Below are 19,569 nucleotides of genomic sequence, written 5' to 3'. Positions count from 1 at the left end.
TGCGTGCGCAACCTTCACCGCTACAGTCTCCGTGTTGCTGCCACAAGGCAACACTATTCCAACCAGAAAAAAAGAACCAGAAGGTTCTACGGAGACGTTTCATGTCCTTAGCCCGACGTAGCTTTGTTATTTCCTCCTTGCTTATGCCCCTGGTCACATGGGCAGATGCTTATCCCAGCAAACCCATTGAATGGGTCGTGCCCTATGCTGCGGGTGGCGGCACAGACGTAGTGGCACGCGTACTCAGCGAGCCCATGGGCAAGGCACTGGGCCAGTCCATCATCGTGGTCAACAAGCCTGGCGCAGCCACCAACATCGGTGCGGATGCCGTAGCGCGCGCCAAGCCCGATGGCTACACCATTCTGACTGGGGACACTGGCACCCTGGCTGCCAACCCCTATCTGTACAAAAAACTCAGCTACAGCGCAGAAAAAGACTTCGTGCCAGTGGGGCTGCTGGTGCGCTTTCCCATGCTGCTGGTGGTCAACAGCCAGCTGCCGGTCAACAACTATGCTGAATTTGTGGAATGGGCCAAGCAGCAGACCAAAGGTGTTTCCTATGGCACGCCTGGTGCAGGCAGCCCACACCATCTCGCCATTGAGTTGCTGCGCTCGCAAAGTGGCTTGAACTTTGTGCACATCCCCTACCGCGGCTCAGCCCCTGCGGTACAGGACGTTGTGGCGGGTCAGCTGCCATTCATGTTTGTAGACACGGCCGCAGGCATTCAGCACGTGCAAGGCGGCAAGATTCGCGCCATTGCCGTGGCCAGCCCTGCCCGTCTTCCTACACTGCCAGATGTACCTACGCTGGATGAACAAGGACTCAAAGGCTTTGAAGCCTATGCATGGCAAGGCATTGTGGCGCCGGCTGCCGCCCCTAAGGAACGCGTAGCCAAGCTCTCCGATGCCCTGCAATCTGCGCTCAAGCAGGCTGACATCGTGGCCAAGCTGGAAGGCATGGCGCTGGAAGTCACGCCCAGCACCGCTGAAGAAATGGATGCCTACGCTAGCGCAGAACGTAACAAGTGGCGCAGAGTGATTGAAGAGAGCCAAATCACACTGGACTGAGCCGCCTCAAGATCGCCATCTTGTGCGGGAACGTACAGGTAGTGAGAATTGGGGCTTTCAAAGACCCCGCCTTGCAAAGGCCTGCCACATATTCTCTGGCAGGCCTTTGGTTTGAATGACAGCCATGAATTCACGCGAACACACAGACTGGGTGCCTCTGGACAGGACCTACACCCACCGCATTCACACGCTGATGAAGCTGGCCGATCGCATCACGCAGCTCGCCTATGAGCAAGAGTCCGGCATTCCCGCCCATGAAGCGCGCTGCCTGGCAGCCATTGGCAACTTTGCGCCGCTTTCCGTGAAAGATCTGGCACGAAGCGCCAACCTCGATAAGGCCCAGGCCAGCCGCGCAGCGCAGGCACTGGTAGACAAAGGCCTGATTCTGAAAGCAAGCAGCCCAACCGATGGGCGCGGTGTGGTGCTGAACCTCACGGCGCAAGGCCGCGAAGTATGGGTGCGAACCATGCGTCTGGTCACGCGGCGCAACCAGGAAATAACAGCCTGTCTGGATGCAGAGGAAGCACAGCAGCTGGATGTCATTCTGGACAAGCTTGTGGCCCATGCGCGCCAGAGTCTCACGTAGTGGCACCAGCCAAGGCAATATTTCCCGTGCACTGCCATGTGCGCTGCATCTTTGTGCAGAATATGCGCTTATGAGAATCCTCCACACCATGCTGCGCGTTGGCAATCTCCAGCGCTCTATCGATTTCTACACCAAGGTGCTTGGCATGCAATTGCTGCGCACTTCGGAAAACACCGAGTACAAGTACTCGCTGGCCTTTCTGGGCTATGAAGGCGGCAACCCCAACCAGGCAGAAATTGAGCTGACCTATAACTGGGGCACTGAAAGCTATGACATGGGCACGGCTTATGGCCACATTGCCATTGGTGTGCCAGACGCCTACGCGGCTTGCGACAAGATCCGCGCTGCAGGCGGCACCATTACGCGCGAAGCTGGCCCCGTCAAGGGCGGCACAACCGTGATTGCTTTTGTGACAGACCCTGATGGCTACAAGATTGAGCTGATCGAACGCAAGGACGACGCTGGCACTGGTACTGGCTTGCGTTAAACCATATCCACGGTCACCTTCAAACGCCCAGGTAGCTGATGCACCGGGCGTTTTTTATTTCTTCAGCAGTGAAACTTCCACACGGCGGGCTTCAGCCAGATCGAGCGTGTCTTTGGAGACTGCGGGTTTGTTCATCTGCATGACAGATGCTGGTACACCCAGATCTATCAGGCGTTTTTGCACTTCCAGCGCGCGTTTTTTTGCCAGCGCAGTGTTGAGCATGGGATTGCCTGTCTGATCATGAAAGCCCGCAATCTGAATCTTGTGTCCGTCACGCCAGGCATCTGCAATGGCTTTCAGGCCCTGATCCGCAGTCTCGCGCAGCTCTGCACGGCTGGCCGCAAAAAAGAACTTCACCTTGTCCTGCTCTACCCGGTAAGCCGGTGTACCCGCCTGCACGACGGCCGAAGGAGCCAGTGAAGGCGGCTCGTATGCGTGGGGGCTTAACCCCGCCTGCTGCAAAGTCTCTGTGCTTGAAGCAGCAGATGCTGATGGGCTGTCGCTGGAAGCATCAGCTTCCACCGAAAACGCCACAAGCATGGCAATACCTGCAGCAAAAGCAGCAAGAGGCAGTAAGGGAGGATGGGCAGCGGCGCTGAACTGTGACATGGGCAGGATCTTGCAAGCGAACGGATGTGCGCAGTGGAGCGTGGAGGTCGGTTTCTAAGTGTTACGGGAAATTGTAAAAAAATCTATACATTGGTGAGCTCTTTTTACTGCAGCACATCAAAAAAATGCCTAGTAACTTCCCTTTCATTGGCATTTTCACGGTACACAATCCGCTGTATGAGCCAAATTTCCACCCACATTGCTGATTTGCGCAAGAGCTATGAACGTGCGGAGCTCAACGAAACAGCCTCGCATGCTGACCCTCTGCAGCAGTTTGACCAGTGGCTGCAAGAAGCCATCAAGGCAGAAATTGCCGAACCCAACGCCATGACGGTAGCCACCGTGGGCAGCAACATGCGACCCAGCACACGGGTCGTGCTGATCAAGGGCTATGACGAGCGAGGCATTGTCTGGTACACGAACTACGACAGTCGCAAAGGCAAGGAGCTGGCTGGCAACCCTTTTGCTGCATTGCAGTTTCACTGGGTGGATCTGGAGCGTGTGGTACGCATCGAAGGCCGCGTCGAGCGTGTGAGTGCGCAGGAAAGTGACGCCTATTTCAACAGCCGCCCGCTTGACTCACGCATTGGCGCCTGGGCCAGCCCGCAAAGCCAGGTCATCAGCGGCCGCAGTGTGCTGGTGACGAATGCGGCCAAATACGGTGCGCAGTTTCTGTTGAACCCTCCTCGCCCTCCGCACTGGGGTGGCTTTCGTCTGGTGCCGGACCGCTGGGAATTCTGGCAAGGGCGCAAAAGCCGTCTGCATGACCGTCTGCGTTATGAACTGAGAAACAACGAGTGGGTGCGCGAGCGTCTTGCCCCTTGATGGCAATGGGCCGCTAAAAATCAGCTTTCCACGTTTGAAAGCTGATTTTTACACCATGTAAGCTAGATTCAATCCAATATTGATAGCTGCTTGCGCAGTTCTATAAAGGTTTTCAGATATTTTTCATATTGAAACTCAATGAATTCAAGCGCTAGCAGCTATCTTTTTATTGAACCGCACTGATCAGCAACAGCATCACAGGCACGGTGACAAGACAGCACATGGTGCCCAGTGCAATGCTGGCCGTGACCTCTTCTTCTGCCACACCATAGCGCTGGGCAAACATCAGCACATTGGCCCCTGTGGGCAAGGCAGCCGCAAGTGCCATGGCCACCATGGGGATGCCCTGCAGATGCATGCACCAAGCCACGGCCAGAAAGACCAGCGGGTGAATCACAATCTTGACGCCTGCCATGCGCAGTGCCGGCTTGAGCAAACTGCCGATGCGGCTGTACGCTAGGGTCACGCCTACCAGCAGCAAGGCCATGGCGCCCAGCGCTGAGCCCAGCAGTTGCAGGGGCTTGTCAATCACAGCCGGAATGCTCCAGCCCGTCTGCGCAAACAGCAGCCCTGCAATAATCGGCAGCGGCACAGGGTGAATGACGCTGTTTTTCGCGGCCTGCCCCAGCGTGCGCAGCAGTCCTTGCGACCGCCCTGCCTCGCTGTGCTGCCGGGCCTGCGCAAGTTCCAGAATCAAGGTGCCACTGCCCAGCAGCAGCAGCGCGTGAACGGAAATCAAGGTCAGCAAAACCACCAACCCCTCCTTGCCCAGCACCAGGCCAATCAGGGGAATGCCGATCATCACGTTATTGCTGAAGGTATGGCCCAGCGCACGCGTTGCAGCCAGCGTGTTAAAGCCGTTGACCAGCAAGGTGCCCGCAAACACCAGCCCTGCGGCCATGAAGTACACCACGATGGGCTTGAAATCCAGCTCAGACAGCCGCACGCTGGCCATGGTGCGAAACAGCAGTGCCGGGGTCAGCACATAAAACACCAGGTGCGACAGATCGCGAATGGCCGTAGCCCGGATCCAGCCCAGCTTGGCGGCCAGCACACCGCTCATGATGATCAGAACAACAGGCAGCAAAGCCGTCAGCGCAGGGGAATCCACGTTGCCACACCCATAAAAAAAGCCGAGGCACGCACCCTGCGTACCTCGGCTTGACATCTTAAGAAGATTTCAGTGCATGGACGGACAAACTGGCGACCGATTTTGGCGAGCAATTTCAGCGCTCACCGTGCTCGCTACCCGGCATTGCATGGATGCAGACCAGGAACATCTACATCGGAAATATGCATAAAAAGTGGCTTTACCGCTGATACAGCAGGCGATAACAGCTATGGTTTTAGAAAATTCAGACCGGCATATGTGGCGGTGCACGTGCATCAAAGCCCGCGCGAGCCACAGGCCATGCACCGGCTGCCGGGCACCAGACCGGAACAGCATGCGGCTGGCCATGGGGGTGCAATGCCAGCGGCAAGGGCTGGTCGCAACCGAGGTTGAGCTGGTCAAAGGCCAGACACTCCAGCGCAGAGTGATCCGCAAACAGCGCATGCCCTGCTTCATCCCCTGGCTGTGCCTGGGTGTGTGGCAATACAGGTGCGTGCAGCACTTCATGCATGCGCCCCAGCGCTGGTGCCACCACCAGAGCCAATGCCAGCCACCACGCCATCCAGGGCGTGCGCAGTTGGTGCATGCGGGACAAGAAAGTCATGACAAAGTTACGCAGCAGCTCGCCCTGTGCTTAGTGGCTATGGCGCATGCCGCAGTTCTTGCCCAGTGCCAGGCCCTTGCAGCTGGTCTGCAATTGTTTCTGGCAGTCTTCGTACTTGTTGCCCTGTTCCAGACACTGTGCGGCCTGCTCGTGGGCGCGCGCCATACCGCGGTGGCGTTCGATGTCTTCCAGCGTGTGCTTGTCCAGCTGGCTGGATGCAGGCGCTGCGTGGTCATGGGCGTGCGCATCCTTGGCATGGTCGTGGTTATGGGCAAAAGCCGGTGCGCTCAGCGCCAAAGTGGCGGCAAAGATGCAAAGCAGTGATTTCATGGTGTGAAGTCCTTGAAGGGGTGAAGGTAAAAAAGCCAAACGTGCTGCGTGTGGCGCTCATTCAGGGCTTTGTGCACATTGCGCGCACTCGCCATGCATGGCCACATCAATGGAAGAATTGCGCACACCCGCGCTGTGTGCCAGGGCCTGGCGCAGAGCCTGCAGCGCCGACTGCACGGCGGCTGAGCCCTGATCCAGGCTGAAGTGCTGGCGGCAGCGCGTGCATTCGAGTTGCGGCACGGCATCGGCACCCTCTGCCGAGCGCAGCCAGTAACGCGTCACACGCGAAGCATCCACGCTGCGCTGCAGCAAGCCCGCCTGCACAAAGCGGTCCAGCGCCCTGTACACCGTCACGCGATTCACCACCACCCCACGCGCCTGCAAGGCGGATTCGACCGTACTTTCGGTCCAGCCCTGCATGGGCTGCTGGGGCAGGATGTCAAGCATGGCCAGCACCGCACGCGTGGCACGCATGCCAGCGGGCAGCTGCAGTGGTGTAGAAGGTGAAACAACAGGCATAGGCAATTCCATGGCATTGCTAACGCAACACAGTTGCAATTATGCCTGTGCAAAGTGCAGCTTCAGTCGTCCTGCTTCACGTGCTGCGCAAAGGTATGCAGGAACTTCTGCACCTTGGGGCCGACCACATAGGCGCAGTAGCCCTGCAATGGATTGCGCGCAAAGTAGTCCTGGTGGTAGCCCTCGGCGGGCCAGTAGTTGTCCAGCGGCTGCACCTGCGTCACAACCGGCTGACCAAAGGTGTTCTGCGCATTGAGCTGCTGCACAAAAGCCTGTGCCTGCTGCAGCTGGGCCTCGGTGGTTGTGTAGATGGCACTGCGGTACTGCGTGCCTACATCGTTGCCCTGGCGGTTAAGTGTGGTGGGGTCGTGCGTGCCAAAGAAGATCTCCAGCAACTGCTCCAGTGCAATCTGCGCCGGGTCAAACTCCACTTTGAGCACTTCGGCGTGCCCGGTCGTGCCTTCACACACCTGCTCGTAGCTGGGGTTGGGCACATGGCCATTGGCGTAACCGCTTTGCACATCCAGCACGCCCCGTACGCGGTCGAACACAGCTTCTGTGCACCAGAAGCACCCGCCGCCGAAATAGATGGTTTCCTTCATGCCCTGTTTGTACACGCTGTCATCCCGCACTGACTACCGGCACCATGCTTGTCCATGCAGGAAGCAATCCTTACTTGACGCACACCCATCTGCTTTCTAAGATTCTGGTTAATGACCGATCGGTCATTTTCTTTTTCCCCTACCGCTCTGACACTCAGGTGAACACTGCTTCCACCCGCCGCACTCGCCGCAAAGCAGCACGCCCGGCTGAACTGCTGGCGGCGGCCACGCGCCTGTTTGTGGCAAAAGGCTATGCCGCCACCCGCGTGGAAGAAGTGGCTGCGCTGGCCAATGTCTCCAAAGGCACCTTGTTTCTGTACTACCCCAGCAAGGAGGCCCTGCTCAAGGCCGTGGTGCGCGAAAACATTGCCGGGCGCTTTGCCGAATGGCAGGCCGAGTTGGAAAGCTTTACCGGCAGCACGGCCGATCTGGTGCGCTATGCCTTTGCTGTCTGGCTGGAGCGCATTGCCAACAGCGAAGCAGGTGGCATCTACAAGCTGATGACCAGCGAGTGCTGCAACTTCCCTGAGCTGGCCAGCTTTTACCTGCAGGAAGTGATTTACCCCGGGCAGGCGCTGGTGCGCCGCATTCTGGAACGCGGTATTGCACGTGGCGAGTTCCGGCCCATTGACCTGGACGCTGGCGTGCACCTGATCATGACGCCCATGTTCTCCTACATCCAGTGGAGGCATTCCATGGGTGTGCACTACCCCGAATCGCTGGGCATCAGCGACACGGCGTACTTCGATATTCACGTTGACAACCTTCTGCGCGGCCTTGCCGCACTATCCGCATGACGCAGACTTCTTCTTCCTCTTCCTTTCGTGTGCCGAAATGGATGTGGCTGCTGGCCATTATTTCTGTCATTGCCATCGCAGCTGGCGTCTGGCGAGCGGTCGATGGCAGAAGCGCAAAAAAAGAAGCACTTGAGGCAAGCACAGCAAGCGCTGCACGCACTTTCAGCATTCCTTCACAGGAGTGGTTTACCGTGCAGCCCAGGCAGATGCCACTGGGCATTCCCATCACCGGCAGCCTCTCAGCCATGGACAGCGCGCTCGTCAAAGCCCGCATTCCCGGGGAACTGCGCGATCTGCAGCTGCGTGAAGGCGACCGTGTCACACGCGGCCAGGTGATTGCCCGGGTCGATGCCACAGAAACCGAGGCACGCTTTCGCCAGGCCAAGCTGCAGGCCGATGCTGCACAGGCCCAGGTCACGATTGCCCAGCGCCAGTACGACAACAACCGCGCACTGGTGGCCAAGGGCTTTATCTCTGATACGGCCCTGACGGCTTCGCTGTCTAACCTGCAGGCCGCACAGGCCAACCATGCCGCAGCACGTGCGGCGCAGGATGCTGCCCGTAAAAATCTGGACGACACCGTGCTGCGCAGCCCCATTGACGGCCAGATTGCCAGCCGCATGGCACAAAACGGCGAACGCGTGAATGTGGAAGCTCCCATTGTGGAAGTCGTAAACCTGTCTGCGCTGGAGCTGGAAGCGCAGATTCCTGCCAACGACTCTGCACAGGTTCAGATCGGCCAGGCGGCAAGCCTGCAGCTGCGTGCCAGCAACGGTCAGCTGCCTCAGAGCCTGCAGGCCAAGGTGGTGCGCATCAACCCCAGCGCCTCCAGCAGCAACCGTGCGGTACCTGTCTATCTGCAGGTACTGCCCGCTGAAGGCATCACCCTGCGACCCGGCATGTATGTAGAAGGCTTTATCCAGACCGGCAGTCTGGAAACACTGGCTGTTCCCCTGTCTGCCGTGCATACCGACCAGCCTCTGCCCTATGTGCAGACCGTGCGGGATGGCACCGTGCAGCACACCACGGTGTCGCTGGGCGCACGCAGCGTGGGGCAGGACGTGACCTGGGTAGCCGTTGAAGGTCTGCAGCCTGAACAGATCGTGCTCACAGGCTCTGCGGGGCGTATTCCTGCAGGCACGCGGGTTGAGCTGCAGCCGCAATCCACACCTGCCCAGCCGTCCAATGCCTCGTAGCGCAGAAAGAAGAGCTGCATCATGTGGTTTACCAAGGTAAGTCTGCGCAATCCGGTCATGGCCACCATGGTCATGCTGGCCTTTGTGGTGCTGGGTCTGTTTTCCTACCAGCGTCTGGCGATTGATCAGTTCCCGAATGTGGATTTTCCCGTGGTGGTCGTCACCGTGGACTATCCCGGCGCTTCACCCGAAGTGGTGGAAAGCGAAGTCACCAAGCCGCTGGAAGAAGCCATCAATTCGATTTCGGGCATTAATGCGCTGACCTCGCGCAGCTACGAAGGCAAGTCCGTCATCATCATCGAGTTCCAGCTGCACATGGATGGCCGCAAGGCCGCTGACGATGTGCGCGAGAAAGTAGCCACCGTACGTCCTACGCTGCGAGATGAGGTCAAGGAGCCGTGGGTGCTGCGCTTTGACCCGGCCAGCGCACCCGTGTGGTCTGTGGCGGTACTGCCCAATCCAGCTACCTTGCCTGAAGGCGCCCAGCCACTCACGCCCATCCAGCTGACCACCTGGGCCGACCAGGTGCTTAAAAAACGCCTGGAAAACGTGCGCGGCGTGGGTGCCGTCAATCTGGTGGGCAGTACACCGCGCGAGATCAATATCTATCTGGAGCCCACATCGCTCAAAGCCTATGGCATCACCCCAGCTCAGGTGGTGCAGGCGGTGCGCAGCGAAAACCAGGACCTGCCGGTAGGTACCATCCGCTCTTTGCAGCAGGAACGCGTGGTGCAGATCAATGCACGCGTTGCCCGCCCTGAGCAGTTCGCCGACATTGTGGTTGCACAGCGCAATGGCGCCCCTGTGCGCCTGGGCCAGCTGGCGCGCATTCAGGATGGCGCGCAGGAACTGGAGAGCCTGGCGCTGTACAACGGCGAGCGCACGCTGGTGCTGTCGGTACAAAAAGCACAGGATGAAAACACCATCGAAGTGGTCAACGGCCTCAACCGTGTGGTCGCAGAGCTGGACCAGGACCTGCCGCCCGGCATCATGCTCGAGACCATTGCCAACACGGCCCGCCCCATTCAGGTGGCTGTGGACAACGTGCGCCAGACGCTGATTGAAGGCGCGGTGCTCACGGTGCTGATTGTGTTTCTGTTCCTGAACTCCTGGCGCTCGACCATCATCACCGGCCTGACCCTGCCCATTGCGCTGATCGGCACCTTCTGGTTCATGTACATGTTTGGTTTTTCAATCAACATGGTCACGCTGATGGCGCTGTCGCTGTGCGTGGGCCTGTTGATTGACGATGCCATCGTGGTGCGCGAGAACATCGTGCGCCACGTGCAAATGGGCAAGTCGCCCTATGACGCTGCCATGGACGGCACGCAGGAAATTGGTCTGGCCGTGCTGGCGACCACCCTGTCCATCGTGGCCGTGTTCCTGCCCATTGGTTTCATGGGCGGCATCATTGGCAAGTTCTTCCACGAATTTGGCATCACCATCGTGGCAGCGGTGCTGATTTCCATGTTCGTCAGCTTCACGCTGGACCCTATGCTCTCCAGCGTCTGGCATGACCCCAGCATTCACCTGCACGGGCAGCCTGCCGCGAACAGCAAACGCAGCCTGTACGACCGCACCCTCGGTCGCCTCACGGCCTGGTTTGACAAGGCGACAGAAGACCTGACCGAGCTGTACCAGCGCCTGCTGCGCTGGTCGCTGATGCACAAGCTGGCCACCGTGCTCTCTGCGCTTGCCATCTTTATCAGCAGCTTGCTGATGCTGCCCTTGCTGGGCTCTGAATTTGTGCCCGGTGCGGACTTTTCGGAAACCTACGTCAACTTCGAAACGCCGCAAGGCTCCTCCATCGAAGCCACGGAAACCAAGGCACGGCAGGTGGAAGCCATCATCCGCGCCCAGCCCGGCGTGCGCTATACGCTGACCACCATCAACACAGGCAGCGCCGAAGGCAAGCACTCGGCCAGCATCTACATTCGCCTGACAGACCGCAGCGAACGCGCTCAGAGTCTGGAGCAGATGACGCGCACGCTGCGTGATGCACTGCGGGGCATTCCCGGCATTCTGGTCACGCACGTGGGCCAGCTGGAACCCGTGAGCGGCCAAAAGCAGATCGAGTTTTCCATCATGGGGCCTGACCTGCAGGAGCTGGACCGCATCAGCCAGGAGCTGCAGAGCAAGCTGCAGCACATTCCCGGTCTGGTCGATCTGGACAGCAGCCTGCAGCCGCCCAAACCCATTGTGGAAGTCAAAGTCCACCGTGATGCAGCGGCTGATCTGGGGCTTTCCGTGGCCAGCATTGCCAGCAGCCTGCGCACGCTGGTGGCTGGCGACACCATTGGCAACTGGCGCGCCAGCGATGATGAAACCTATGACGTGAATGTGCGCCTGGCGCCTGAAGCACGCACCCAGCCTGCGGACTTGCAGCACCTGCCTTTTGTACAGACACAGGCAGATGGCAGCCCGCGTGTGGTGGAGTTGAATCAGGTGGCCGATGTGGTCGAGTCGCGCAGCCCCAGCCAGATCAACCGCCGCTCCATGACGCGAGAAGTGCAGTTCACCGCCAATACCTCGCTGCGCTCGGCGGGTGAAGTCTCCAGTGACATTGCCAAGATGCTGCAGGATCTGCAATTGCCGCCCGGCTACCACTGGGAGTTTGGGGGCTCTACCAAGAACATGAATGAGTCCTTTGCCTATGCCGTGTCTGCACTGGCGCTGGCCGTTATCTTCATCTACATGATTCTGGCCAGCCAGTTCAAGAGCTTTATCCAGCCGCTGGCGCTGATGACTTCGCTGCCCCTGACCCTGATTGGCGTGGTGCTGGCACTGATGATGTTCAACTCTGCCATGAGCATGTTCTCCATCATCGGCATCGTGATGCTCATGGGCCTGGTCACCAAGAACGCCATCTTGCTGGTGGACTTTGCCATCCGTGCCCGTGGCGAACACACGAACGAGCAAGGCGAGATCAGCCCGGGTCTGCCCCGCGAGCAGGCCCTGCTGCTGGCAGCTCGCGTGCGTCTGCGCCCGATTCTGATGACCACGCTGGCCATGGTGTTTGGCATGGTGCCGCTGGCCTTTGCCGTCAGCGAAGGGGCCGAGCAGCGCGCCCCCATGGGCCAGGCCGTCATTGGTGGGGTGATTACCTCGTCGCTGCTGACGCTGGTGGTCGTGCCCGTGGTGTATTGCTATCTGGATGATTTCACGCAGTGGCTCAAGCGACTTTGGCATGGGCGCGAGTCCGATAAGGCCGCAAACCCATCCTCACCCTCGTAGAATCACGGATTTGTTTCAGATAAGCCATCCCGTAGCGGAGGAGACCACCATGAATTTGCCCCTGAACAGCCTGTTAGACCGTAACGACCCCACCGAAAACGCACGTTACAACATGGTCCAGCAGCAAGTGCGCCCCTGGAATGTGGACGGTGAACGCCTGCTGGACGCGCTCTACACCGTGCGCCGCGAAGATTTCACCCCACCTGCACACTACAGCCTGGCATTCATGGACGTGCTCGTTCCTCTGACTGAAGGCGCTCAGTCCCTGGACAAGGGCGAATGCATGTTCCAGCCCCGCGTGGAAGCCCGCATGATCAACGACGTGGACGTGCAGCCCACCGACCACGTGCTGGAAATTGGCACCGGTTCTGGCTACAGCGCTGCCCTGCTGTCCAAGCTGGCCAAGGAAGTGGTGACACTGGAGCTGAACGCCGAGCTGGCCGAAATGGCACGCGAAAACCTGGCTGACGCTGGCTGCGACAACGTGAGCGTGCGCGTGGCCGATGGTTCCAAGGACGTGCTGCCTGAAGGCCCCTTTGACGTCATCATGCTCAGCGGCTCGGTGGAAAGCATTCCTGAAGAGCTCCTGCCCCACCTCAAAGATGGTGGCCGACTGTCTGCCATCGTTGGCAATGAGCCCGTGATGCGTTTCACCGTGGTCACCAAGCAAGGCGGCTCCATCGTGACCAAGACCCCCTGGGACATCGTGGCTCCTCGCCTGCACGGTTTCAACACGACCAACCGTTTCAAGTTCTAAGTTCCCTGCCCGCATCACCGGAGAAAGTTTGCATGTTCTATCAAGTCCCCCCAGCCCAGTTTGATGAGTGGCTGGGTCAATTCGCCGGTGATGCCGTCAAGCCTCTGGTGCTTGACGTTCGTGAGCCTTGGGAATGCCAGATCGCCAGCATTGCGCCCAGCGACCAGTTTGAGCTGCAGTGCATTCCCATGGGACAAATCCTTTCTCGCTTTGAAGAGCTGGACCCTGACCGCCCCACTGCCTGCCTGTGCCACCACGGCGCACGCAGCATGAGTGTGGCGAACTATCTGGTGCGCGCCGGTTTTGAATCGGTAGCCAACATCGCCGGCGGCATTAACGCATGGTCGCAGGAACGCGATCCGAGCGTGCCCACGTACTGACACAGCCCTGAGCGAGATTCTGGAGACGAATTCATGGTGTTCCCCACTGCGTTGCGAAACCTTGCCGCTTTCCGCTTCTCGCTCAGTCATCTGGCCTGCGCTGCAGCACTGTGCTGCGCATGGCCTGCCGCGCAGGCCCAAAGTCTGGTCGAACTCACCGAGCGGGCCCAGACCTACGACGCTGCCTGGCAAAGTGCACGTGCACAGTACGAGGCCACCCTCAGCCAGAGCGCACAGGCCAAAGCCGGCTTGCTGCCACAGATTGGCATTCAGGCCGACAGCCAGTACAGCGAAACACGTGTGCGCGGTGATTTCCCCTCACGCCAGCTGGATGCCCGTCAAGACTCCGCTAGCCTGCAGGCCACCCAGCCGCTGTACAACCCTGCCAACTTTGCCACTTACAAGCAGGGCCAGTTTCAGGCAGAACTGGCTCAGATTCAGCTTGATGCAGCCTCGCAGGACCTCCTGGTGCGCACAGCCCAGGCCTACTTCCAGGTACTGACCACACAGGAAACGCTCAAGCTGGTCCGCGCCCAGCAACGCTCGGTCGCTGAACAATACGAATTTGCCAAGCGCCGTTTTGAAATTGGCGACGCCACCATCACGGATGCGCGCGAAGCGCAATCCCGCCTGGACCTGATCCGCGCCCAGGAAATTGCTGCAGCCAACGATGTGCGCGTTGCCCAGGCTGCGCTCGATCAACTGCTGGGCACCAGCAATGCCAGCCCCTGGCCCCTCGCCCAGCCCGAGCGCCTGCCTGAACTGACACCTGGCGACCTGCAAGCCTGGCTGGACCAGGCGGAAAACCACAGCCCGCAAATCCGCCAGACTCGCATTGCGCAGGACATTGCCAGACTGGAAACTGACAAGGCCTACGCTGGCCACAAGCCCACGGTGGATCTTCAGGCCAGCTATGGCACGCAGCGCAACCCGGATGGTTCCCTCACTCAAGGCTTGCCTGGCCGCGTCAACTCCACAGTCGGCAGCGTGGGCGTGGTCATGAACATTCCTCTGTTTGCAGGTTTTGCCGTACAAAACCGCGTCAAGGAAACCCTGTCACTCGAGGAAAAAGCCCGCGCAGATCTGGAAGGCGCCAGACGCCAGGTCGCCCAGGCCGTGCGCACGGCCTTCTTTGGCGTGCAGTCGGCCTATGAACAGGTCAAGGCACTGGAAACTGCGGTCGCTTCCAGCCAGAGTTCTCTGGAAGCCAATATGCTCGGCTACGAGGTAGGTGTGCGCATCAATCTGGACGTGCTCAACGCCCAGAGCCAGCTTTTCCAGTCGCAAAAAGACCTGGCACATGCCCGATACCAGCTGCTGCTTGGCCTGCTGCAACTGCGCCAGGCTGCGGGCAATCTGCGCATGCAGGATGTGCACACCATCAATGCCGTCCTCAGCCCTGCAGCGCAAAACCCCGCACAGCCTGCTTCATAAAAAAGAGCTGCCAGCGCTTGTCATTACTGGTTTTCAAAGTCATAGAGCATTGAAACCTTTATTTTTGCTGCGCAAGCAGCTCTATTTTTCATAGTTCCCTATCACACCTCTGTCACAGCATGTGCAGGACTGCCGATCTGTGTTTCGGCCGCTTTAAAACAGCATGTAAGCTAGATTCAAATGCCGTAAAAAAAGCTCCGGCAGTCACGCCGGAGCAGTGGCTGGTACTGGCTTACTTGACCAGCTCCAGCATTTGCTTGAATGCGGGGTGCTCGCAGCTGCGCAGCCACTCAAAAGCCACCATCTCTGTGGTCACCAGCTCTGCGCCAGCACCGGCCAGGCGGTCGAATGCTGCATCACGGTTGCGCTCTGTGCGCGAGCTGCAGGCATCCGTCACCACCCAGACTTCCATCTCTTCTTCCAGCAGTTGCAGTGCGGTCTGCATCAGGCAGACATGGGCTTCGCAGCCTGCAATCACAATGGAGGGGCGCTCGGGCTCCTGCGGTGCCGCAGGCTTTTGCAGGTGCTTGGGCAAGCTACGGGCATTGCCGCCCTGCTGCTTTTTGACGGGAGGACGCAGCAGATCAATCAAGCCGTCTTCCACCGCGCTAAAGCTCATCTTGGCCAAAGTGCGATCACTCAGGGCGCGCAGCTCTGCCGCATTGGGCCCCAGTTTGGAAGGATTTTGCTCGGTCGCCCACACAGGCACCTGCATCATCTTGGCAATCTTGGCCAGCTTGACCGCATTGGCCAGCACCTGCTGCCCTTCGAAAATGGCAGGCATCAGTTTTTCCTGATAGTCAATCAGCACCAGTTGCGAATCATCGGCATCCAGCAGCATGTAGTTTTCCTGTGTTCTGTTGTGCAAAACCTTATTGTCGCAGCGAAGCCTCAACCCCGTGGCATGCCTGCACACACAGCGGCGACAGGCTGCAGTCTCACAATATTGAAACAAGACGTTTCAGAAGCCGGGATATGCCCCGTCTTTGACATAGCTCTCATTTGTGCCATGCCCGCCGCGTGATAATCTCAAGACTATGACATGCAAATGGCTATTAGTTCTGGCCCTGGCATGTGGCAGCGTACATGCCACGCCTCCAGACCAAGAAGAACATCAAGCCCCCCTTTCCCATGAACGTCTGACAGAAATTCTGGCAGAGCGTGGGTTGGGCGCTAATTTGCAGTCCATGGGCGAGTCGGTTGCGTCCAACACTTCCGATCTGATCAGCACCGCCATGGGCATGATCGGCATTCCCTACCGCTTCGGCGGCACCAATGCTGAAACGGGTTTTGACTGCAGTGGCTTTGTGCGCGCCATCTATCAGGAAGCCGTTGGTCACGTTCTGCCCCGCAACGCACGTGAGCAAGCCAAGGCCACCCAGAAAATCGATAAAAAAGACCTCAAGCCCGGTGATCTGGTGTTCTTCAACACCATGCGCCGAGCTTTCAGCCATGTCGGCATTTATGTGGGTAATGGCCAGTTCATCCATGCACCACGGCGCGGCAAAAGCGTGCGCGTGGAAAGCATGAATAGCAAATACTGGTCCAAGCGCTTTAACGGTGCACGTCGCGTTGACGTTGCACTGAGCCAGCCTCAAGCCATCAACACCAGCATCTCCCCCATTCAGCCCTGAAGTCAGGCCCTCCTCTGGCCCACAGTTCAGGACTTCACACTTATGTCTACACCACAGCCCGACAAGGCCATGCCACGGCCCAAACTGGTTTTCTGGATCATTGGAACACCTGTGGCCCTGTTTGCCATTCTGATGCTGGGCAGCCAGATTCTGTTCAACCTCTCTCCTGCCAAAGAGCAGCAGTGGGTGGAGCGTGAAACCATTCGCCTGTGCTGGAAAGAGCGCGAAAAAGGCCCCAAGGAAGACACGCCACCACAGTTCACACCGGGCCAGTGTGAGCAGCTTGAATACGACTTCAAGAAGAAATGGAACATTAATCCATAGGATTCAGGCAGCTGATGCTTCACCAGCCATCAAGCTGCCCTTTGCCCCAGATCTCCTGCTTACTGATTCGCCGTAGCTTGCGCCTGCTGCTCGCGCAAGGCTTCTCCCGAAACCACAGAACTGGCTGTTTGCGACAGCGCTTCCTTGATTTTTTGCGGCGTGACAGGGTAGTGATAAAAGCGCTTGCCCACTGCATGGCTGAGCGCATTGCTGACCGCAGCCACCATGGGCACCATGCCCAGCTCTGCCAGCCCCTTGGGCGGCGATGTTTCTGACAAGGGCGGCAAGTAGTCTGCGGTTTGCGTCCACACCGCCACATCTCTGGCGCGTGGCAGCGTGTAGCGGTTGAAGTTCCAGGTGCCATTGCCCGGACCGTCTTCATAAAGCGGCAGCTCTTCCATCAGCGCATGGCCAATCCCCATGGCTGCGCCGCCCTGCAGCTGCCCGGAAACCAGCTCCGGAACAATCATGGTTCCCGGATCCATCAGCCCATGGTGACTCATTACCTGCACCTGTCCCGTAAAAGTGTTCACATTCAGCTCAACGATATAGGATGCAGGCGTATAAGTGGTGGGCCCAGCGCTGCTGCGCTGCGTGGGAGGATAGGTGGCACTCTTGCGCTTGATAAAGTCATATCCGGCTACGGTCATGCGGTTTTTCAGCGCAGCAGGCGCGCCATCGCCATAGCGCACGGCCAGCGCATCAATGGGCAGGTTGCGCAAGCCCACGCCCGGGATATCAAATTCTGCCCGCGCCCATTCCCAGCGGCTGTAGGTATGCACGGCCACCCCGGTGATCAGGCCCATTTCGTGGGCCTTGCGGGCCAGCTGCTCAAAGGCAATTGGCTTCATACCAGCGCCCCCCAAGCCATCTGGGCCAATGCGCAGATCAGCCAACTGCACATTGAAGCTGGACATGGCGCCACCGCCTGCCCCCTCGCTCCAGATCGCACGCGCTGCAGGCCACAAGGTGAACTCCAGCAAAAAGCGTGCTGCCTGGCGCGTGGCAAAGCCGATGTAATACACGCTCGACGACGAACTCATATCCGGCACGATGGATGGCACCCAGTAAGGATTGTTCTTGGAATACTCATCCTGCAGCTTCTGGTCAGCCCAGGCACTGGTCAGTGGCAGTTCCGGAAACTCCGTCACGCCAAACTCCACTTCGTCCGGCGCTTTGCCCAGCGCTTGCCACACCATGACCTGCTGTGCCGTCGTCGCGCCCGTGCCAATTTCCTGCACGCAATGGCGCATGCTCAGCTTGCCGTTGCTGTCAAACTCCAGCACCAGAATGCTGGGGTCACCGCTGGAACCATAGACTTGCTGCACCTGCGCAAAACCAACGCCATAGCGCTTGCCGGGGTTGGCCGCCTCAAAATCCGCCTTGGCTTTCTGGCGATTGACCCACAAAGGGTGCTTCGCTGCCAGATCCAGCATCTCCAGCAAGCGCGGATCACCCGCCTGCACGCCCCCTTGTGTGTTCTGCCAACCTTCACGCAAGGCATTGCGCCGGCGCAGCTCGATAGGGTCCAGCCCCAGTTCCCCAGCGATCTCGTCGACCATCACCTCGGTAACGCTCAACGACTGCAAGGAGCCAAAGCCCCGCATGGAGCCTGCCTCCACCGCGCGGGTGGCCAGCGCCACGGCGGTCAGATCAGATTTGGGAAAGTAGTAGATGGACTGCGCCCCACGCGCCGCCACGTGTGACACCGCCACCGACAGGTTTTCGCGGCCTCCGCCATTGCAAACGTAGGCACCTTTGAGCACCTCGAACTTACCGGTCTTGCGATCTGCGGTAATGGTCACGTCCATCTCGATGGAATGGCGCTTCATGCCCAGCTGGAACTGCTCGTAACGATTGTTGGCCATACGCACTGGCATACCGTCGCTATACAGGCAGGCCGCAATCGCGTAGTACGGAAACACCGAATAGTCTTTGGAGCCATAGCCAACGGTGGAACCCGTCAGCAAAATGATGCGCTCCACAGGCGCCTGGCTATTGTCTTTGACCATGGCTGCCGCAGCACTGGCCACACCTGCGGGTGACTGGGTCGCCGTCATGATGTACAGGCTGCGGTTTTTGGCGTCATACCAGGCCGTGCAGTTATCGGGCTCCATGGCACATGGGTCGATGGACTGTGAAAAACCACGGCGCGCCAGCACCAGCTTGTCTGGGTTGTTGCGTGCTTGCTCGATCTCATCCGCAATCAGCATGGCGGCATCCATGGCCTGCTCTGCCACGGTTGGATCCAGGCTGGATGCATGCAGGGAGTCCTCGAAGCCGCTGCCACGCTTGCGCTTGATGACCTCGGGCATGAAGAGTTCGCGGTCAGGCGTAAAAGGCGGCCATACCACCTCGTTGCCATCAAAAGCACCTTTGATGGAGCCGTTCTGGAAAGGCGCGAACAATGGTGCTTCGTAAGGCTGCGCCCCACCTATACGCACAAAGCGGCCTGCACCGTAATTTGCTGGAGGCTTGGGGCCTGTGAACTCTCCGTACTTGACCGCACTTTTCTCAAAAAGCAGTGCGCGCTTTGCGGCCTGGAAACGGTCAAAATCCTTGTAAAACAGAATGGCAACAGGGTGCCCCAAGAGCGGCGCTGTTTCACCAACCGGCAGCAGAATATGTTCGCCATAAAAGCCCTTGCCCATGCTGTCTGGTGCTTGCAGGCCTTTGTCTGCCAGGTCTTTTTGCAGCAGCAGCCGGTCTGGCTGCAAATCAGCGCCCAGCACGGATAGATCAATGCCTTCAAAGCGATGCTCCGCATCCGTGGCCTTGAGCATGAAGGCATAGCCCTGCTGTTCTGGCCAGCCCGGTAAGTCCTTGGCCCGGAAGTCAAAAGAGAAATTCTTCTCACCCGTCACTTTGCGGATGGCATCCCAGCGGAATTTGGGCTTGCCATTGCTGCCCATCCAGTCTGTGGGACTTGGGCCTGAGTTGACTTCCACCGCCTGCGCTGTTGGCAGGCGCCCCAGCAGCAAGGTGATACCGCCCACAGTACCTAGCTTGATAAAGTCCCGACGAGAAAATCCATTGGGGTGGGTACTTGCCACGTGCCTGCTCCTGAAATCGA

At 58.9% G+C, this 19,569-nt stretch carries 20 protein-coding genes; 12 read left to right on the top strand and 8 right to left on the bottom strand.

Features of this window, described 5'->3' with window-relative positions:
* The first annotated feature begins 143 nt into the window (after positions 1-143).
* The 3 genes from B5M06_RS13655 to gloA all read left to right on the top strand — a co-directional run bounded on the left by B5M06_RS13655 (position 144) and on the right by gloA (position 2,140).
* The gene (locus B5M06_RS13655) at positions 144-1,067 is read left to right on the top strand and encodes a Bug family tripartite tricarboxylate transporter substrate binding protein (protein WP_240183935.1); all 924 of its coding nucleotides are present in this window, start codon (positions 144-146) and stop codon (positions 1,065-1,067) included.
* A 124-nt stretch (positions 1,068-1,191) separates the two neighbouring features.
* Positions 1,192-1,653 (top strand): MarR family winged helix-turn-helix transcriptional regulator, encoded by a 462-nt coding sequence (locus B5M06_RS13650; RefSeq protein WP_054065337.1) that lies wholly within the window; start codon positions 1,192-1,194, stop codon positions 1,651-1,653.
* A gap of 70 nt (positions 1,654-1,723) precedes the next feature.
* Complete coding sequence (gene gloA, locus B5M06_RS13645; RefSeq protein ID WP_054065296.1) at positions 1,724-2,140, top strand: lactoylglutathione lyase; 417 nt, start codon at positions 1,724-1,726, stop codon at positions 2,138-2,140.
* A gap of 54 nt (positions 2,141-2,194) precedes the next feature.
* Here the strand turns inward: gloA and B5M06_RS13640 are convergent, their stop codons facing one another.
* Positions 2,195-2,749, bottom strand: a complete 555-nt coding sequence (locus tag B5M06_RS13640) for an OmpA family protein (RefSeq protein ID WP_054065295.1) — start codon at positions 2,747-2,749, stop codon at positions 2,195-2,197.
* Between the two features lie 177 nt (positions 2,750-2,926).
* On the opposite strand from B5M06_RS13640, the gene pdxH reads away from it, so the two are divergent.
* Entirely contained in the window at positions 2,927-3,574 is a 648-nt protein-coding gene (pdxH, locus tag B5M06_RS13635) for a pyridoxamine 5'-phosphate oxidase (RefSeq protein WP_054065294.1), read from the top strand.
* Between the two features lie 166 nt (positions 3,575-3,740).
* Here the strand turns inward: pdxH and B5M06_RS13630 are convergent, their stop codons facing one another.
* From B5M06_RS13630 to msrA, 5 genes are all read right to left on the bottom strand, one after another.
* Positions 3,741-4,685, bottom strand: a complete 945-nt coding sequence (locus tag B5M06_RS13630; RefSeq protein WP_054065293.1) for an AEC family transporter — start codon at positions 4,683-4,685, stop codon at positions 3,741-3,743.
* 244 nt (positions 4,686-4,929) lie between these two features.
* Positions 4,930-5,280, bottom strand: coding sequence for a hypothetical protein (locus B5M06_RS13625; RefSeq protein ID WP_420809970.1), 351 nt, complete (start codon positions 5,278-5,280; stop codon positions 4,930-4,932).
* A 39-nt stretch (positions 5,281-5,319) separates the two neighbouring features.
* Positions 5,320-5,619, bottom strand: a complete 300-nt coding sequence (locus B5M06_RS13620) for a hypothetical protein (RefSeq protein WP_054065291.1) — start codon at positions 5,617-5,619, stop codon at positions 5,320-5,322.
* 57 nt (positions 5,620-5,676) lie between these two features.
* Positions 5,677-6,138, bottom strand: a complete 462-nt coding sequence (locus tag B5M06_RS13615; protein WP_240183934.1) for a Fur family transcriptional regulator — start codon at positions 6,136-6,138, stop codon at positions 5,677-5,679.
* Between the two features lie 62 nt (positions 6,139-6,200).
* Positions 6,201-6,740, bottom strand: a complete 540-nt coding sequence (gene msrA, locus B5M06_RS13610) for a peptide-methionine (S)-S-oxide reductase MsrA (RefSeq protein WP_054065335.1) — start codon at positions 6,738-6,740, stop codon at positions 6,201-6,203.
* Between the two features lie 158 nt (positions 6,741-6,898).
* Between msrA and B5M06_RS13605 the strand changes: the two genes are divergently transcribed.
* From B5M06_RS13605 to B5M06_RS13580, 6 genes are read left to right on the top strand one after another with little or no spacing between them, the layout of a single operon-like run.
* Positions 6,899-7,537, top strand: coding sequence for a TetR/AcrR family transcriptional regulator (locus B5M06_RS13605; RefSeq protein ID WP_054065334.1), 639 nt, complete (start codon positions 6,899-6,901; stop codon positions 7,535-7,537).
* The gene (locus B5M06_RS13600; RefSeq protein ID WP_240183933.1) at positions 7,534-8,733 is read left to right on the top strand and encodes an efflux RND transporter periplasmic adaptor subunit; all 1,200 of its coding nucleotides are present in this window, start codon (positions 7,534-7,536) and stop codon (positions 8,731-8,733) included. Before B5M06_RS13605 ends, B5M06_RS13600 begins: the two co-directional genes overlap by 4 nt.
* Positions 8,734-8,754: 21 nt before the next feature.
* Positions 8,755-11,967: an efflux RND transporter permease subunit gene (locus B5M06_RS13595; protein WP_077344937.1), complete on the top strand. Its 3,213-nt coding sequence runs from the start codon at positions 8,755-8,757 to the stop codon at positions 11,965-11,967.
* A 49-nt stretch (positions 11,968-12,016) separates the two neighbouring features.
* A complete protein-coding gene (locus B5M06_RS13590; RefSeq protein ID WP_054065282.1) occupies positions 12,017-12,724 on the top strand; it encodes a protein-L-isoaspartate O-methyltransferase family protein in 708 nt (235 codons plus the stop codon).
* 32 nt (positions 12,725-12,756) lie between these two features.
* Positions 12,757-13,104 (top strand): rhodanese-like domain-containing protein, encoded by a 348-nt coding sequence (locus B5M06_RS13585; RefSeq protein ID WP_054065281.1) that lies wholly within the window; start codon positions 12,757-12,759, stop codon positions 13,102-13,104.
* A gap of 33 nt (positions 13,105-13,137) precedes the next feature.
* Complete coding sequence (locus B5M06_RS13580) at positions 13,138-14,538, top strand: TolC family outer membrane protein (protein ID WP_054065280.1); 1,401 nt, start codon at positions 13,138-13,140, stop codon at positions 14,536-14,538.
* Positions 14,539-14,770: 232 nt separating this feature from the next.
* On the opposite strand, the gene B5M06_RS13575 is transcribed toward B5M06_RS13580, so the two are convergent.
* Positions 14,771-15,379 (bottom strand): isochorismatase family protein, encoded by a 609-nt coding sequence (locus B5M06_RS13575; protein ID WP_054065290.1) that lies wholly within the window; start codon positions 15,377-15,379, stop codon positions 14,771-14,773.
* A gap of 196 nt (positions 15,380-15,575) precedes the next feature.
* Between B5M06_RS13575 and B5M06_RS13570 the strand changes: the two genes are divergently transcribed.
* The gene (locus B5M06_RS13570; protein WP_080025257.1) at positions 15,576-16,172 is read left to right on the top strand and encodes a C40 family peptidase; all 597 of its coding nucleotides are present in this window, start codon (positions 15,576-15,578) and stop codon (positions 16,170-16,172) included.
* A gap of 42 nt (positions 16,173-16,214) precedes the next feature.
* Positions 16,215-16,496 (top strand): hypothetical protein, encoded by a 282-nt coding sequence (locus B5M06_RS13565; protein ID WP_054065279.1) that lies wholly within the window; start codon positions 16,215-16,217, stop codon positions 16,494-16,496.
* A gap of 59 nt (positions 16,497-16,555) precedes the next feature.
* On the opposite strand, the gene B5M06_RS13560 is transcribed toward B5M06_RS13565, so the two are convergent.
* Positions 16,556-19,549, bottom strand: a complete 2,994-nt coding sequence (locus B5M06_RS13560) for a xanthine dehydrogenase family protein molybdopterin-binding subunit (RefSeq protein WP_205245336.1) — start codon at positions 19,547-19,549, stop codon at positions 16,556-16,558.
* Positions 19,550-19,569 lie beyond the last annotated feature (20 nt).

The organism is Comamonas kerstersii, assembly GCF_002056725.1.
GTDB lineage: Bacteria > Pseudomonadota > Gammaproteobacteria > Burkholderiales > Burkholderiaceae_C > Comamonas > Comamonas kerstersii.
This window is presented reverse-complemented; position numbering and strand designations above follow the sequence as displayed.